Origin of the sequence: Parafrankia sp. Ea1.12 (assembly GCF_900465275.1) — a bacterium.
Taxonomy (GTDB): domain Bacteria; phylum Actinomycetota; class Actinomycetes; order Frankiales; family Frankiaceae; genus Parafrankia; species Parafrankia soli.
Map to the genome: position 1 here is coordinate 24,376 of NZ_UBIZ01000506.1, position 16,833 is coordinate 41,208.

The following is a 16,833-nucleotide window of genomic DNA, read 5'->3' on the forward strand; positions in this document are numbered from 1 at the left end:
GTGCCGAGATCACAGTGCCGAGACCAGAGCGCCGGGATTACCACGCCGGGATCACCGCGTCGGCTGGCGAGCAGTCTCCTTCCGGGTGGGTCGCGGCGCGGTGCGGATCAGCTCTGCGGCTGGGCGTTCGGCTGTGGGTCGAGGTACCTGGAACCGGAGATCCCCGACGGGACCGTGGCGAGGGGAACCTCGAGCTCCTGGCGGTCGAGGACCGATGTGAGAATCTCGCCGGCCCGGACGGAGATGTTCGACAGCAGGGACGAGGAGATCCCATGGGAGTACTCGCTCGCGCCGGGCACGTAGACGCCGGCGGTGGTCCCCGCGACGGTGTCGACGCTGTAGTCGCGGCCGACCTGAAGCTGGCCGTCCTCGGCGGTGAGGCAGGCCTCCGCCAGCCCGCCGAGCAGGCGCCGCGGATCGCGGGCGTGGTATCCGGTCGCGAGCACGACGGTGTCCGCGTCCACGGTGCGCTTCTCGCCGGTCGGCAGGTACCGGATGTGCACCCGGACGCCGTCCGACAGCTTCTCGAAGGATTCGGCGCGGGAGGCGCGCAGGAAGTGCAGCCGCCGGGGGCCGCGCACCTTCTCCTGATACGCACGGCGGTACAGCTCGTCGATGAGGTCCATGTCCACGGCCGAGTAGTTCGTGCCACGGTGGTAGCCGAGCAGCATGGCGCGGACGCTTTCGGGCGCGTGGTAGAACTCGTCGACGGCGTCCGGGTCGAAGATCTGGTTGACGAAGCCGCTGTTGTCCGCCGGGCTGAAGCCGTAGCGGGAGAACACGGAGAAGACCTCGGCCTGCGGGAAACGGGTGTGCAGGTGCTCGGTCACCTCGGCGGCGCTCTGGCCGGCCCCGACCACGACGAACCGGCCGCGCGGTGTCGAGGGCATCCGCGCGAGGCGGTGCAGCAGCTCGTGGTTGTGCCAGGTCCGGTCGTCGATCTCGACACCGTCGGGCAGTCTCGGCTCCAGCCCTGCTGCGATGACGACGTTGCGGGCGCGGCGTACGACCGTCCGGTCCGGGTCTCCCCGGTGCCGGCTGATCACGTCGACGTAGGCGATCTCGCCCTCGTGGGTCACCGGTCGCAGGTCCACCACCTCGGTGTCGTACTCGACGAGGTCGTCGAGCCGGCCCGCGGCCCATTCCAGGTAGTCGTGGTACTCGGAGCGCAGCGGATACATCGTCTTGTGGTTGATGAAGTCCACCAGGCGGTTCCTGGAATGGAGAAACGAGAGAAAGGTGAAGCTGCTCGACGGATTGCGCAGGGTCACCAGGTCCTTCAGGTAGGACACCTGCATGGTCGCTCCGTCGAGGAGCATCCCCCGGTGCCATCCGAAACGCACCTGGCGTTCAAGGAAGACGGCGCGCAGCGCCGCACCGGCGGAGACACTGCTGTTGTGTTCCTCGACTGCGATCGCCAGAGCGATGTTCGAGGGCCCGAACCCGACTCCGATGATGTCGTGCACACCGAGTTCCGCGGTCGGCGGACGGTCTACCACGGCTGCCCCTCTGGTCGGTCAATAGTAACCGGGCGTGTATTAAAGTTAACCTTACTTATATTCCGGGGTGGCGCGTCGAGCTGTCAAGGAGTTCCCCGAGGTCGGGCGGTTGGCGGCGGCCCCGCGGGGTCGATCACGCCGGATCCATGCGGGTCGCTGAGGTCGTTCTTCGATGCGCCCGGCCCGGTCGTGGGGTGGCTGGGAAGCGGTCGAGGATTCCGGCCTGTCGTGGGGCCGTGAGTCGCCTGACGGATGTGTTCCCGCGGTGATCGTCTCGTGGGCGGTGGATGCCGGGCTTCGCCGTGGATGGGGAGCAAGTTAAGTGAGCCTAACTTAGGTGGGTTGGGGTTGATGGTCAAGTGGATCCGATGCGTCGGTTCTGGCGCCCGCCTGCCCTTGACCCGCAAGTTCGCATCTGATAAGGAAAACCTAACCTAACGACATCGCCTCGGCTGGAGGCCGCGGCCCGGCGGCGGCCGGGGGACGCGTTCCGCTGGTGGCAGGAGGCCAGACCCCGCCAACGGACGGCTCGAAACCCGGTGGCCCGCACGTTCGGCGCGCGGGTGCCCTTGCGGGGCCCACGGCTCGGCACATGGGCGCGGCGCGCGGGATCGGCGGGCAGGCTGGCGCGGACCGTCGAGCGTTCCCGGCGGCGGCCGGCTGGGAGGCGCGGACCGCCGAATGTCCCTGGCGCCGGCCGGCTGGGCGGACATCCGACCGCTCAGCCGGCGCCGACAGTCATCGCCGCGGCATCCGCGGCTTCGGTCGCCTTCGTCGCGTCCGTCGTCTCTGCCTCCGAAGCGGCATCGGAGGCCGTCCCGTCGTGCTCGTTCGCGCGCCCGGCGAGCTGCCGGCGCCGGGCGCGGGAGGCGGGCACGACGAGCGGAGTTCCGGTCTCGGGGTCGGGAACCACGCTGCACGGCAGCCCGAAGACCTCCTCGACGAGCTCGGCGGTGACGATCTCGTTCGGGACTCCCTGCTCGACGATCCGCCCGCCCTTCATCGCCACCAGGTGGGTCGCGTACCGGCAGGCGTGGTTGAGGTCGTGCAGGACGGCCACCAGCGTGCGGGCGGAATCCTCGTGCAGGTCGGCGCAGAGATCGAGGATCTCGATCTGGTGGGCCACGTCGAGGAACGTCGTTGGCTCGTCCAGAAGCATGATCGGTGTCTGCTGGGCCAGCGCCATCGCGAGCCAGACCCGCTGGCGCTGCCCACCGGAGAGCTCGTCGACGTACCGGTCGGCGAGGTCGTCGGTCCCGGTTGCGGCCAGTGCCTCGCGCACCGCCGCCTCGTCGTCGCGGGACCACTGGCGAAGCAGCCGCTGGTGTGGGTACCGCCCCCGCGCGACCAGGTCGGAGACGAAGATGCCGCTCGGCGCGATCGACGTCTGCGGGAGCAGCCCGAGCCGGCGGGCCACCTCCTTGGACGGCAGTGACCGGATCAGTGCCCCGTCGAGGTACACGGCGCCGGTGCGTGGGCGCAGCATGCGGGCCAGCGCGCGCAGCAGCGTCGACTTGCCGCAGGCGTTCGGCCCGACGATCACGGTGAAGGAGTTGTCCGGGATCTGCAGCCCGAGACCGGTGGCGACGACGCGCTGCTCATAGGCCAGCGTGAGGTTCTCGGCGCGCAGCCGGGCCTCCCCGGACCGGCCGGGTCCCCCCGCCTGCCCCGGAGCCGCCGCACCGGCCGGGGTTACCGCGTCGGCTGGGGTCACCGAGCCGGCCGGGGCCGCTACGTCGCCCGCCGCCACGCCCTCGCCCGTCCCGCTGCCTCCGGACTCCCGCGCCGCGCGCGGCGCGGGAGTCCGTGGTTGTCTACGTCCTGTACCCAAAGCGCCGCAACCCCGATTCGATTAAGTTAGCCTCACTTATCGTGTGGGCAGCTCCGTCCCTGGTCAAGGTCGGTCCGAAACGGTCGGGCCCGCGGCCGTCGCTCGTCATGGCAGCGGTTGACTGGGGAAGGTTAGCCTGCCCTAAATAGCCTCCGTGAATCAGGGAGCGGTGGTCCGGGTGGCCGCGGAGCAGACCGTGCTGGTGCCACAGCTGTCGGGGCACGCGGACGGGCGCGCCCGGGAGCCGGCTGACGCGCCGGTCTGGCGCCCGCCGCGTGCGGCCGGACTCGTGCTGGCGTTCGGGCTGCTCGCCGTCGTCGGCATGCTGAGCATCGCCGTCGGCGCGAACCACCTGCCGCTGTCGGACGTCTGGCGCGTGCTGTGGCACGACGACCGGTCGGAGACCGCGGTCATCGTTCACGACCTGCGGGTTCCGCGCACGCTGGTCGGCCTGGTCGCCGGGGTGGGGCTGGGGGTCGGCGGCGCGCTGGCGCAGGCGCTGACGCGCAACGCGCTGGCCGACCCGGGCATCCTCGGCGTCAATCTCGGCGCTTCGGCCGCGGTCGTCGCGGCGGTGTCCTTTCTCGGCGTGACCACCCCCGCCGGCTACGTCTGGTTCGCGATGGCGGGTGCCGCCGTCGCGGCGAGCGCGGTCTACGTCCTGGGCGCCACCGGACGGGCGGCCGTCGCGCCCGAGCGGCTCGTCGTGGCCGGGGCCGCGTTCAGTGCGGTGCTCGGCGCGTTCACCTACGGAGTCGCCTTCCTGGATCACCAGACGTTCGACCGGCTGCGCTTCTGGGACGTCGGATCCCTGGCCGGCGCTGGATCGTCCCAGCTCGGCGCGCTCGCGCCGTTCGCCGGCGTGGGGCTGGCCGTCGCCTTCGCGATCGCCGGCCCGCTCAACGCGATGGCGCTGGGCGATGACGCCGGGCACGGCCTCGGTGTCGGCCTGGTGCGCACGCGGGCGCTGGGCGTGCTCGCGATCGCCCTGCTCTGCGGCACCGCGACGGCCGCGGCCGGCCCCATCACCTTCGTGGGGCTGGCTGTGCCGCACGTCGCCCGCACGATCTGCGGGCCGGACCAGCGGTGGGTGATCGCCTATTCCGCGGTCCTCGCGCCGGTGTTGCTCCTGGCCGCCGACGTCCTCGGGCGGGTGGTCATCGCTCCCGCCGAGCTCGAGGTGGGTGTGGTCACCGCCTTCGTGGGCGCGCCAGTCTTCATCGTGCTGTGCCGTCGAGCACGGTTGGGCCGGTTGTGAGCGGACCGGACACCGATGCGATGACGATGACAGTGCGATGGCGATGACAACGACGGACGGGCAGGAGGCGGCGAGGGTGGCTTCGGTGGCGGGCCTGCCGGCGGGCGGCACGGCACGGGTCGGCCCGGCGGCGGGCGGCCTGGCGCCGCGCGGATGGGTCCTGCGGGACCGTGCCGACCGGCTGTCCCTGCGGGTGGACGGCCGTTCGGTCGCCGTCTGCGGTGCGCTGCTCGCCGTCCTCGCCGCGGTCTGCGTCGCGACGATGATCACGGGGGAGTACGCCGTCTCGCCCCGCGAGGTGTTCGACAGCCTGCGCGGCCAGGGCAGCGCCGGGACGGACTTCGTCGTCGTCACGCTGCGGCTGCCGCGGCTGCTGACCGGCCTGATGGTCGGCGCCGCCCTGGCCGTCAGCGGGGCGATCTTTCAGACAATGACCGCGAACCCGCTCGGCAGCCCCGACATCATCGGGTTCACGGCCGGCTCGGCGACCGGAGCGGTCGTCGTCATCCTGGTGCTGCACGGCACCGTCTACGAGACCTCGCTCGGTGCCGTCGCCGGCGGTGTCGTGACGGCGGTGGCGATCTACCTGCTCTCGTTCCGGCGCGGGGTGGCCGGGCCGCGGCTCATCCTGGTCGGGATCGGGGCCGCCGCGATGCTGACGGCGCTGAACTCCTACCTGATCACCAGGGCCACCCTCGGGGACGCGATCACGGCGCAGACCTGGCTGCTGGGCAGCCTGAACCGCCGCGGCTGGGACGAGGTCCGCCCGCTCGCCGTCGCGGTGGCCGTCCTGCTGCCCGCCGCAGCCTGCTACGGACGGCGCATGTCGATGCTGACGATGGGCGGCGACACCGCGAAGGCGCTCGGCGTGCCGGTCGAGCGCAGCCGTCTCGCGCTGCTCGCGGTGGGCGCGGCCCTCGCCTCCTGCGCGACGGCCGCGGCCGGCCCGATCGGCTTCGTTGCGCTGGCGGCGCCGCAGCTGGCCCGGCACCTGGCCAGGTCGCCGGGCGCCGCGCTGCTGCCGACGGCGTTGCTCGGCGCGCTGCTCGTCGCGTCGAGCGACCTCGCCGCCCAGCGGGCGTTTGCGCCCACCCAGCTCCCGGTCGGCGTGGCCACCAACGCCGTCGGCGGGATCTACCTCGTCTGGCTGCTCTCCCGGCAGCGGCGGGGGCTCTGAGCACGCCGTCATGCCGGCCCATCGGTTGACGCTGACCTGCGACTTAATTAACCTTTACCTAAGTTGTGTCGCTGGTGTGGTCTGTCGCCGACTCTGCGAACTCTCGTCTCTTCTTGGCCCGCGCACCGGGACGCGTCACCACGGCGCCACTCGCGTGCCCTGGCCCAGCACCCACCCTGGAGCGGTCCTGGATGGCCATGTCGGCAGGCAACACCGTGTTGTGGGCGCAGCTCCGCTCGATGCCCGGACTGCTCTCGCTGAGCGCGCTGGCAACCTTCACACAGCAGGTGGCGATGCTGGCGCTGCCCTGGTGCGTCCAGCACGCCCTCGACGACGGCATCACCCCGCTGGACGTCGCGGCCACGGTGCGGTGGTCACTCATCACCGCGCTGGTCTCGATCGCCTTCCTGCTCGGCGGGGCGGGCGGGCAGTGGTGGTCGGGCGTCACGGCGAACCGGATCGCGCACTCGCTGCGCGAAGCGCTGGTGGGCAAGGTGGTGACGCTGGACCGGCCGGCCCTGACCCGCTTCGGCCGCGGTGACCTGGCGATGCGCGTCACCCGGGACGTCGACCTCATCCGGCTGTGGGTGCAGAACCTCGGGCTGTGGGTGCGGGTCGTGGTGACCGTGGTCGTGGTCCTCCCGGCGACCGGGCTGCTCGACCCGATGCTGCTCGTCATCGTGATAGTCACGTTTCCGCTGGTCGGCCTCGCGAACGCGTTCTTCCCCGGCCGCTACGACGCGGCGAACGAGGCGCTGTCCGAGGCGCACGGCGCCCGCGCGGACGCGGTGGAGGATCTGCTGGCGGCCAGCGCCGCGGTGCGCGGGCTGGGCGGCGAGCGGGTGCTCGTCCGCCGCCACCACGACCTGTCCGGCGCGGTCACCTCCACGGCCCTGCGGGTCGCCGGGGTCTCCGCCTGGTGGTCGTCCGTCCCGGCGGCCCTGCCACGGCTGGCGATCGCGGCCGGCCTGGGCATCGGCGGCGCCGCGGCGATCAACGGCGACATCACCGTCGGCGGCCTGGTGGCCTTCACGTCCTGGATGGCCACGCTGGCGCTGGCGATCGCCGTCCTGGTGGATCTGCTGACCGGGCGTGGCCAGGCACGCGTCGCCGCGGGCCGGATCGCCGAGGTGCTCGACCTCCCGGGGACGGCCGCCGACGACCGCGACGCGGTGCCGCTGCCGGCCGGCGGCGTGCTGCACGCCGCCGGCGTGGTGGTCCGCCGGGACGGGCGCACCGTCCTCGGGCCGGCCGAGCTGTGGGCGGCTCCGGGCGAGCTCGTCGCCGTGACCGGGCCGACCGGTTCGGGCAAGTCCACCCTGGCCCACCTGCTGTGCCGGCTCGAGGACCCGGACTCCGGGACGGTGACGTTCGGCGGCGTGGATCTGCGCGCCGCGGCCCGGACGGAGGTGCTGGCCAGGATCGGGCTCGTCCCGCAGCGCCCGCTCGTGCTCTCCGGGACCGTCGCGGACAACCTGCGCCTGGGCCGCGAGCTGGAGCTGGCCGAGCTGCGCGCGGCCTGCCACGCCGCCGCGCTGGACGAGTTCGTGATGAGCCTGCCCGACCAGTACGACACCGTGCTCGGTGAGCGCGGCGGCACGCTCTCCGGCGGGCAGGGACAGCGGCTGGCACTGGCCCGCGGCCTGCTCGGCCGCCCGGCGGTCCTCGTGCTCGACGACGTCACATCGGCGCTCGACGCGGAGACCGAGGCGGCGGTCCTCGAGCGGCTGCGGGCCTGGAACCCGGCCGCCGCGATCGTGATGATCTCGCACCGGCCCGCGGTGCTGGCCGCCGCCGACCGGACGGTCACGCTGCACCCGCCGGACCGGGGCGCCGCCGGCGGGCCGCCCGGCGGCGGCGCCGTGCTTCCAGACGACGACAGCTCCCTGCCCGGTGACGGTGCCGCGCTGCCCGCCGGAGGTAACCGTGGCTGAGGTGCGTCTTCTCGCCGACGAGCCGGACGTCCGCCGCGCGGCGCGCGGCGCGCTGCGCCACCTGCGCCCGCACCGGCGGATCCTGGTGCTGGCGATCATGGGCACGATCGCCAGCACCGCCTCCCTCGTCGCGATCGCGCCGGTCGTCGGCCGCGGCGTCGACGCGGTGCTCGCGCACGACCGCACGGCGCTGTGGGTGTCGGTCACCCTGCTCGTCGTGGTCGTGCTCGCCCGCCTGCTCCTGCTGCGGTGGTCGGAGGTGGTGCTCGCCCGCGCGGGCGAACGGATCGTGCACGACCTGCGCGATCTCGTGGTGGAGCGGCTGGCGAGCGCCCCGCTGCGGTTCGTGGAGGCGCATCGGACCGGTGACCTGCTCCGCCGGGCCACCGGCGAGATCGCCGACCTGTCGCTGTTCATCCGGGAGCAGTTGCCCAACCTGCTCGGTCTCGCACTCACCGTCGTGCTGACGACGGCCGTCCTGATCGTGTACTCGCCGTTGCTGTCCCTGGTGCTCGTGCTGCTGTTCCTCCCCGCCGCGGTGGGGGTCATCCGGTGGTTCAACGCCTCGGCCAAGGTGGTCTTCGGGCGGCAGGCCGCGGCCGACGCCGCGATGACCGCGACCTTCACCGAGACCCTGGCGGCCGGTGAGGCTCTGGTGGTGGCCGGACGGCCGGGCGAATGGGTGAACCGGTTCCGCCGCGACAACGACGAGCTGCTGCGGGCGTCGAACGCGACGATCGGTGCCCAGAACCGGCTCGAGCTGTTCAACCTCCTCGAAGGGCTGGCGACCGCGGTCCTGCTGCTGCTGAGCGTGTGGCTGGCCCGGGCCGGCCACCTCGGGGTCGGCACGGTCGTGGTGTTCGTGCTCGCGACCCGCAACCTGTTCGACGGAATGATGGGGCTCTCCCGGCTGGTCGGCGAGCTGCAGACCGCCAAGGTGGGCCTGGCCCGGCTGGCCGACCTGCTGGGCGCGACCGAAGCGGCCCAGACAGCCGAAGCCGCGGAGACGGCCGAAGCGGCGCGCACGGCCGAAGCGGCGCACGCAGCGGAAGCGGCGGGAACGGCGGGGACCGCGCGGGCGGTGCTGCCGCCGCGGGGCGAGCTCGTCGCGAACGGCGTGCGCTTCGGATACGCGGAGGGCGACGACGTGCTGCGCGGCGTCTCGGTGCGGTTCCCGGCTGGTGACCGCGCCGGCCTGGTGGGCAGCACCGGCTCCGGGAAGACGACGCTCGCGAAGCTGCTGTGCGGCCTCTACCAGCCGGACGCCGGCCTGGTGACGTTCGGCGGGGTCGACCTGCGGACGGTCCCGGCGGCCGAGATCCGCCGGCGGATCGTCCTCGTCCCCCAGCAGGTCCACATCATCACCGGAACGCTGGCGGAGAACCTGGCGCTGGCCCCGGGCGAGCCGGACCGGGCGGCGATGGAGCGGGCGGTGGAGGCCCTCGGCCTCACCGAGTGGGTGGCCGGGCTGTCCGGCGGGCTGGACGCCTCCGTCGGCTCGCGCGGGGAGCTGCTGTCCGCCGGTGAGCGGCAGCTCGTCGGCCTGGTGCGGGCCGCTCTGGTCGACCCGCCGGTGCTGCTGCTCGACGAGGCCACCGCCGATCTGGATCCCGCCGTCGCACGGCGGCTCGAGACCGCGGTGGAGCGCATCCGCCCCGGACGGACGCTGATCGTCATCGCGCACCGGCAGTCCACCATCGACCGGCTGCCGCGGCGGGTGCGCCTTGCGTCCGGGCTGATTGTCGCCGGCGATGTGGCCTGTGTTGTGCCCGGAGTGGTTGACGAGCCAGGTTTCTCTGTACCCGGTCAGCCACAGAACGGGCACGTCACAACCGATCGGTCGTAACGGCTGACAAAGCGACAGGAGTTAGGCTAGCCTTACTTAACCGCCGCTTAGGTGGGCCTTACCTGTAGGCGCGACCCGAGGAGACGGCAGTCATGTCGACGAATCCCTTCGACGACGAGAACGGCACCTTTTTCGTCCTGGTGAACTCGGAGGGTCAGCACTCGCTGTGGCCGAGTTTCGCCGCGGTGCCGGCGGGCTGGACCGTCGTCCACGGCGAGGAGACCCGTCAGTCGTGCCTCGACTACGTCGAGGCCAACTGGACCGATCTGCGTCCCCGCAGCCTGGTTGAGCAGATGGAGAAGGACGCGGCCGGCTCCGACGTCTCCGCGTCGCGGTGAGAGCGCAAGGGAGTTACCGCAGCAGGTCGGTCCCGCTCGACCAGTCGCCGCAGGCCGCCGCCGCGGGTCTCGCGCGCGGGCTGGCCGCGCCGTTCGTGCTCTACGAGCGCGACGGAGAGTGGTCCTGCGGCTCGGGGGTGCTCGCCGAGGTCGTGCTGAGCGCCACCGAGGTGAGGCACCGGACGGGCAGCGGCGACTGGCGGTCCGAGCCGACCGGAGCCACCCCGCTGCGCCAGGTCGCGGACGTCCTCGGCGGCCTCGAGGCGACCGGGTGGCGGGCCTACGGCTGGGCGGCGTTCGAGCTCAGCCTGCTCCTGCAGGGCCAGCCGGTGCCGGCCGGCGACGATCCGCTGCTGCACGTGATCGTGCCACGGCGGGAGGTGCGGCTGATCGACGGGGTCGCCGTCCTGCGCGCCGTCGACACCGCCGATCTGGCGGAGCTGGCCGAGCTGCTCGCCGCCGTGCCGAGCGGCCCGCCGGCGGCCAGCGCCCCGCGCGCCGTCGTCGACCTCGAGCACGGGGTCGACGAGTACCGCCGGATCGTCGCGGCGGCCGTCGCCGACATCCGCGCCGAACGGCTGCGCAAGGTGATCCTCTCCCGCGTCGTGCCCGTGGCGGGCGACGTCGACCTGGTGGCCACCTACGAGGTCGGCCGGGCCGGGAACAACCCGGCGCGGTCGTTCATCGTGGACACGGGCCACCTGCGGGCCACCGGGTTCAGCCCGGAGACCATCGTCGAGGTGTCCGCGGACGGCCTGGTGTCGACCCAGCCGCTGGCCGGCACCCGGGCGCTGACCGGCGATCCCGCCGTCGACCGCGATCTGCGCGAGGTGCTGCTCTCCGATCCCAAGGAGATCTACGAGCACGCTGTCTCCGTACAGGCCTGCCAGGACGAGCTGCTCCAGGTCTGCCGGCCCGGGTCGGTGGTCGTGGACCAGTTCATGAACGTGCTGCCCCGCGGCAGCGTCCAGCACCTTGCCTCGCGGGTGGCCGGCCGGCTCGCCGCCGGCCGCGACGCCTGGGACGCACTGGGCGCGGTCTTCCCCTCCATCACCGCCTCCGGCGTGCCCAAGCCGGTCGCGTGCGCGGTGATCGGCGACTACGAGGGGGAGCTCCGCGGCCTGTACAGCGGCGCGGTGCTGATCGCTGACTCCGACGGCGGGCTCGACGCGGCGCTGGTGCTGCGCACGGTGTTCCAGCAGGACGGCCGGACCTGGCTGCGCGCCGGGGCCGGCATCGTCGGCCACTCCGACCCCGACCGAGAGGCGGAGGAGACCCGGGAGAAGCTGCGCAGCGTCAGCCGTTTCCTGGTCGCGGCGCCCGCCGCGCCGGCCGCCCCGGCTGTTCCCGCCGCGCGGGCGGGCACCCCCGGGTACCAGCTCGAGGATGTCCGCCGCATCGTGGCCGAGCTGATCGACGAGGATCCGTCGGCGATCGGCAACGAGGCGAACCTGTTCGAGCTGGGCCTGGAGTCCATCGCCCTGATGAAGGCCGTCGGCCGCTGGCGCCGGGCCGGGACGGCGGTCTCGTTCGCCGAGCTCGCGGAGAATCCGACCGTCGACGGCTGGTGCAAGCTCCTGTCGATGCGGGCGCCCGCCGAGCCCGCCGGCGTGGGTGACGCCGCGGCGTCCGGCGGCGCGCTGGGCCTCGCGGGACGCGACGGCGGCCAGCGGGCCGGCGGCCAGCCGGGAGACGGCGCCGATCCGGCGCCCGGTACAGCCGCGGCGCCGGCGGGCGCCGAGGCGTCAGAGGCGGCCGAGTCGTCCGGGGCATTCGGGGCATCCGCCGGGTCCGGGCTGGACCTGGCCTCGGAGCCGTCCGACGACCTGTCGATCTCCACCGCCGACGACGGCGCGGAGGCCGGTGAGTTCCCGCTCGCGCTCATGCAGCATGCCTACTGGGTCGGCCGGGACGGCGGGCAGCCGCTCGGCGAGGTCGCGGCGCACCTATACACCGAGTTCGACGGCGCGGGAGTCGACGTCGACCGGCTGCGCACGGCGATCGAGGCGCTCGTCGTGCGGCACGACATGCTGCGCGTGCGGATCACGGACAACGGGAGCCAGGTCGTCGAGGCGACCTCGGGCTGGCGCGGTCTCACCGTGCACGACCTGCGCGAGCTCGGCCAGGCCGAGACCCAGGCCCGGCTCGCCGCGGTGCGGGACCGGATGTCGCACCAGATGCTGGACATCGAGCACGGCGAGGTGTTCGCCACCGCGCTGAGCCTGCTGCCGGAGGGCCGGACCAGGCTCCACCTGGACGTCGACATGGTCGCGGCGGACGCCGTCAGCTACCGGGTGCTGCTCAACGACCTCGCGCGGTTCTACGACCGTCCCGGCGAGGCGCACCCGCCGCTGGGCTACACCTTCCGCGAGTACCGCGCCGCGCGGGGCCCGGCCAGGCGCGCGGCGGCACGCGCGGCCGCCGAGTGGTGGCAGGGCCGGCTGCCGGGCCTGCCCGGCGCGCCCGGCCTGCCCCGCCTGGCCTCGCCCGACGACGCGGGCACCGCCGGGAGCACCGGCGCCACGAGCGCGGCGGGCGCTACCGGCTCCACCGGCGAGCCGCCGCGAGTGACGCGGCGTCACTTCGTCCTCGGTCCGTCGGCGCGCCAGGCGTTGCAGCGCGCCGCCCACAGCCGGGGCGTCACCCCGGCGATGGCGGTGGCGACCGCGTTCGCCGAGGTGCTCGCCGGGTGGAGCACCGAGTCCCGGTTCGTCCTCAACGTGCCGATGTTCGACCGCGACCAGGTGCACACGGACGTCAACCAGGTGGTCGGGGACTTCACGAGCTCGGTGCTGCTCGAGGTCGACCTGGCCGAGCCGCAGCCGTTCGCGACCCGGGTGCGCCAGGTCCAGGCCCGGCTGCACGCCGACGCGGCGCACGCGGACTACTCCGGTGTGGAGGTGCTGCGCGACCTGACCCGCCGCACCGGCGAGCAGGTGCTGGCGCCCGTGGTGTTCACCAGCGCGCTCGGGCTCGGAGAGCTGTTCGGCCCCGGGGTCCGCCAGCACTTCGGCGACCCGGTGTGGATCATCTCGCAGGGCCCCCAGGTGCTCCTGGACGCGCAGGTCACCGAGCTGGACGGCGGCCTGCTCGTCAACTGGGACGTCCGCGACGGCGAGTTCGCCCCGGGCGTGGTCGACGCGATGTTCGGCGCCTTCGAACGGCTGGTGCGCGGCCTCGCCGACACCGCGGGCACCTGGGACACGGCGGTCGACGGCCTGGTGCCGGAACCGGCCCGTGCCATCCGCGCCGCGGCCAACGACACCGCCGGGCCGGTGCCGACCCGGCTGCTGCACGAGGGGTTCTTCGAGAACGCCGTGCTGGCCCCCGACGCCCCCGCGCTGCTGTGGGACACCGCCGGCGGCCCGGGCTCGCTGGCCTACGGCGAGCTGCGGCGCCGGGCACTGGGGCTGGCCGGCGCGCTGGCCGGCCACGGCGTGCGCCGCGGTGACCTGGTCGGAGTCAGCCTGCCCAAGGGGCCGTCCCAGGTGGTCGCCGTCCTCGGCGTCCTGGCGGCGGGCGCGACGTACGTGCCGGTCGGCATCGAGCAACCCGCCGCCCGGGTGGAGCGGATCGCGGCCGCCGCCGGGTTCGGGGTGCTCATTACCGAGTCGCCCCGGGACGGCGTGCCCGCCGGGGTCGTCCAGCTGGCGCCGGACCAGCCCGCCGAGCCGGCGCCGGTACCGGATCTAGCCGCGCCCGGCGGGCTCGGAGGGCTGGACCGGCCGGCCTACGTGCTCTTCACCTCCGGATCGACCGGTCAGCCCAAGGGCGTGGAGGTCGGGCACCGGGCGGCGATGAACACGATCGCCGACCTGATCGAACGACTGGGCCTGGGCACCGACGACCGGACGCTCGCCGTGTCGGCGCTGGACTTCGACCTCTCGGTGTTCGACATCTTCGCCCCGCTGTCGGCCGGCGGCGCCGTGGTGCTCGTCGACGAGGACTCCCGCCGGGAGGCCAGCCGGTGGGCGGAGCTGATCCGCGACCACCGCGTGACCGTCCTCAACTGCGTCCCCACGGTGCTGGACCTCGTCCTCTCCGCCGGGGTGGCGCTCGGGGACAGTCTGCGGGCGGTCCTGCTCGGCGGCGACAAGGTGGGCGTGGACCTGCCGGGCCGGCTCGCCGCGGCGGTGCCGGGCTGCCGGTTCCTGGGCCTGGGCGGCACGACTGAGACGGCCATCCACTCGACGATCTGCGAGGTGGAGGGGACGTCCCCGCTGCCGCCGCAGTGGCGCTCGGTCCCCTACGGGACGCCGCTGCGCAACGTCCGGCTGCGGGTGGTCGACCCGCTCGGCCGCGACTGCCCCGACCACGTGGCCGGGGAGCTCTGGATCGGCGGTGACGGCGTCGCCCGCGGCTACCTGGGCGATCCCGAGCGCACCGCGGACCGCTTCGTCGAGCACACCGGAACCCGGTGGTACCGGACGGGTGACATCGCCCGGTACCTGCCGGACGGCACGGTGGACTTCCTCGGCCGGCGCGACGACCAGGTGAAGATCCGCGGCTTCCGGGTCGAGCTGGGCGAGGTGGAGGCAGCCTTGACCGCGCTGCCGGAGGTCCGGGTGGGGGTGGCGGTGCTCGTGCGCGGCGCGTCCGGGCATCCCGCGGTGCTCGGCGCCGGCGTCGTGCCGGCCACCCCCGCCACGGGCGAGGCCGACGGCGGCGGGGCCGGCGGCGAGAGCTCCGGCGACGGCGCGGGCATCGCCGGCGCCGTGCGCGAGGGGCTGCGCCGCGCGCTGCCGCCGCACATGGTCCCGGACCTGGTGGTCGCGCTCGACAGCCTGCCGCTCACCGCCAACGGGAAGATCGACCGCCGGACGGTGACGACTGCCGTCGAACAGGCGGTGGCCGGCCGGGCGACCGACCACGCACCGCCGCGCACCGACCTGGAGCGGGTCGTGCACAACGTCTGGCACGAGGTGCTCGGGGTGGCCGAGTTCGGGATCACCGACGAGTTCTTCGCGCTGGGTGGTGACTCCGTCCTCGCCACCGCGCTCGTCACGCGGCTGCGCGACGAGCTGGACACCACCGCCGTCACAGTGCGCTCGGTGTTCGGGGCGCCGACCGTCGCCGCGCTCGCCGAGCGGATCCGCGCCGCCGACACCGTCCCCGGCCGGGCGGAACGGGTCGCCGCGATCGCGCTGGAGATCGCGGCGATGTCGGACGACGAGGTCGCGGCCGAGCTGGTCGACCCGGACACGCTCCCCGCCGACTTCGGCGGTGCGTCGTGACCGCCCCGGCGCCGGTGGACGAGGGCTGGACGCGCTGGCCGGCGGAGCTCGAGCGGCGCTACCTGGACGGGGGGTACTGGGGCGACCAGGCCCTGGGTGACCTGCTGCGGGAGTGGGCGCGCCGCTTCGGGCCGGCGACGGCGCTCGTCTCGGGACCCGACCGGATCAGCTACGCCGAGCTGGACGCGGCCGTGGACGATCTCGCTGCCGGGCTGGCCACCATCGGCATCGGTCCCGGTGACCACGTGGTGGTGCACCTGCCCAACCGCGCCGAGTTCGTGACCGTGCTGTTCGCGCTGCTGCGCCGGGGCGCGATCGGCGTCCTCTCGCTGCCCGCCCACCGCAGGGTCGAGATCGAGCACCTCACGCGGCTCTCCGGCGCGGTCGGCTATGTGATCGCCGACCGGCACGAGGGCTTCGACTACCGGGAGCTGGCCCGGGAGGTCACCGAGGCGGTTCCCGCCGTGCGCCACGTCCTGGTGGCCGGTGAGCCCGGGCCGTTCACCGCGCTGTCGGCGCTCGCCACGGCCGGGCGCGCCGCCCGGCTCGGCGGCGGGGCGGGCCCGGATCTCGGCGCCGAGCGACCGGATCCGGGCGGTATCGCGGTGCTGCTGATCTCCGGCGGCACCACCGGCAAGCCGAAGCTGATCCCGCGCACCCATCGCGACTACGCCTACAACGCCCGCGCCAGCGCGGACGTCTGCGGGCTGACGGCGGACGACGTGTACCTCGTCGCGCTGCCCGCCGCCCACAACTTCCCGCTGGCCTGCCCGGGGCTGCTCGGCGCGTTCGGCGTCGGGGCGACGGTCGTGATGGCTCCCTCCCCGAGTCCGGACGTCGCCTTCGACCTGGTCGCCCGCGAGCGGGTCACCGTCACCGCGCTCGTCCCCCCGCTGGCCCGGCTGTGGGTCGAGGCGGCCGGGTGGGAGGGGCCGGACACGACGAGCCTGCGGCTGGTCCAGGTGGGCGGCGCCAAGCTCGACGAGGGCCTGGCGCGGCGGATCACGCCGACCCTCGGGGCGAAGGTCCAGCAGGTCTTCGGCATGGCCGAGGGCCTGCTGAACTACACCCGCCTCGACGACCCGGACGAGCTCGTGTTCACCACGCAGGGCCGGCCGCTGGCCGTGGCCGACGAGGTCCGGGTGCTCGACGGGTCCGGTGCCGGGGTGGTCCCGGGCGAGGTGGGCGAGCTGTGGACCCGCGGGCCGTACACGATCCGCGGGTACTACCGGGCCGCCGAGCACAACTCTGCCGTCTTCGACGGCGACGGGTACTTCCGCACCGGCGACCTCGTCCGCCAGCTCCCGACCGGCCACCTCGTGGTCGAGGGCCGGGTCAAGGACGTGATCAACCGGGGTGGCGAGAACGTGTCCGCGGGTGAGCTGGAGGAGCACCTGCTGACCCATCCGGCGATCGGGCAGGTGGCGGTCGTCGGCATGCCGGACCCGGACGTGGGCGAGAGCGTCTGCGCGGTGGTGGTCCTCGCGCCGGGCGAGGCCCTCCGGCTCAAGCAGGTCAAGAGCTACCTGCAGGAGCGCGGCCTGGCCCGGTTCATGCTCCCCGACCGGCTCGAGGTCGTCGGCGAGTTCCCGCTCACCGCCGTCGGAAAGATCGACAAGCGGGAGCTGCGGAGCTGGCTGGACCCCTGAGCCTTCCGCTCTGACATCGACGGCGCTCGCCCCTGCCTCCCGGTGGGCGCCGTCGGAACATCGCCGA

General features: G+C 73.8%; 9 protein-coding genes. 7 read left to right on the forward strand and 2 right to left on the reverse strand.

Going from position 1 to position 16,833, the window contains the following annotated elements; all coding sequences use genetic code 11:
• Positions 1 to 107: 107 nt before the first annotated feature.
• The gene (locus FMEAI12_RS29940; protein WP_112108671.1) at positions 108 to 1,499 is read right to left on the reverse strand and encodes a lysine N(6)-hydroxylase/L-ornithine N(5)-oxygenase family protein; all 1,392 of its coding nucleotides are present in this window, start codon (positions 1,497 to 1,499) and stop codon (positions 108 to 110) included.
• A gap of 721 nt (positions 1,500 to 2,220) precedes the next feature.
• Positions 2,221 to 3,129 carry an ABC transporter ATP-binding protein gene (locus tag FMEAI12_RS29945; RefSeq protein ID WP_071066173.1) on the reverse strand — a complete coding sequence of 303 codons (909 nt, stop codon included), beginning with the start codon at positions 3,127 to 3,129 and terminating at the stop codon, positions 2,221 to 2,223.
• 355 nt (positions 3,130 to 3,484) lie between these two features.
• On the opposite strand from FMEAI12_RS29945, the gene FMEAI12_RS29950 reads away from it, so the two are divergent.
• From FMEAI12_RS29950 to FMEAI12_RS29980, 7 genes are all read left to right on the forward strand, one after another.
• The gene (locus FMEAI12_RS29950; RefSeq protein WP_255565760.1) at positions 3,485 to 4,588 is read left to right on the forward strand and encodes an iron ABC transporter permease; all 1,104 of its coding nucleotides are present in this window, start codon (positions 3,485 to 3,487) and stop codon (positions 4,586 to 4,588) included.
• 37 nt (positions 4,589 to 4,625) lie between these two features.
• Positions 4,626 to 5,765, forward strand: coding sequence for an iron chelate uptake ABC transporter family permease subunit (locus tag FMEAI12_RS29955; protein WP_235014795.1), 1,140 nt, complete (start codon positions 4,626 to 4,628; stop codon positions 5,763 to 5,765).
• 191 nt (positions 5,766 to 5,956) lie between these two features.
• Entirely contained in the window at positions 5,957 to 7,699 is a 1,743-nt protein-coding gene (locus tag FMEAI12_RS29960; protein ID WP_112108672.1) for an ABC transporter ATP-binding protein, read from the forward strand.
• On the forward strand, positions 7,692 to 9,545 hold the full coding sequence (locus FMEAI12_RS29965; RefSeq protein WP_112108683.1) for an ABC transporter ATP-binding protein: 1,854 nt from the start codon (positions 7,692 to 7,694) through the stop codon (positions 9,543 to 9,545). Before FMEAI12_RS29960 ends, FMEAI12_RS29965 begins: the two co-directional genes overlap by 8 nt.
• Positions 9,546 to 9,637: 92 nt before the next feature.
• Positions 9,638 to 9,883: an MbtH family protein gene (locus tag FMEAI12_RS29970; protein WP_020463386.1), complete on the forward strand. Its 246-nt coding sequence runs from the start codon at positions 9,638 to 9,640 to the stop codon at positions 9,881 to 9,883.
• Complete coding sequence (locus FMEAI12_RS29975; RefSeq protein ID WP_112108673.1) at positions 9,880 to 15,117, forward strand: salicylate synthase; 5,238 nt, start codon at positions 9,880 to 9,882, stop codon at positions 15,115 to 15,117. Before FMEAI12_RS29970 ends, FMEAI12_RS29975 begins: the two co-directional genes overlap by 4 nt.
• The gene (locus FMEAI12_RS29980; protein WP_112108674.1) at positions 15,114 to 16,766 is read left to right on the forward strand and encodes a (2,3-dihydroxybenzoyl)adenylate synthase; all 1,653 of its coding nucleotides are present in this window, start codon (positions 15,114 to 15,116) and stop codon (positions 16,764 to 16,766) included. Before FMEAI12_RS29975 ends, FMEAI12_RS29980 begins: the two co-directional genes overlap by 4 nt.
• The last annotated feature ends 67 nt before the right edge of the window (positions 16,767 to 16,833 follow it).

Coding starts and splice junctions, on each gene's coding strand:
- FMEAI12_RS29955 (WP_235014795.1), top strand. CDS start 4,626: ATGGCGATGACAACGACGGACGGGCAGGAGGCGGCGAGGGTGGCTTCG.
- FMEAI12_RS29960 (WP_112108672.1), top strand. CDS start 5,957: ATGGCCATGTCGGCAGGCAACACCGTGTTGTGGGCGCAGCTCCGCTCG.
- FMEAI12_RS29970 (WP_020463386.1), top strand. CDS start 9,638: ATGTCGACGAATCCCTTCGACGACGAGAACGGCACCTTTTTCGTCCTG.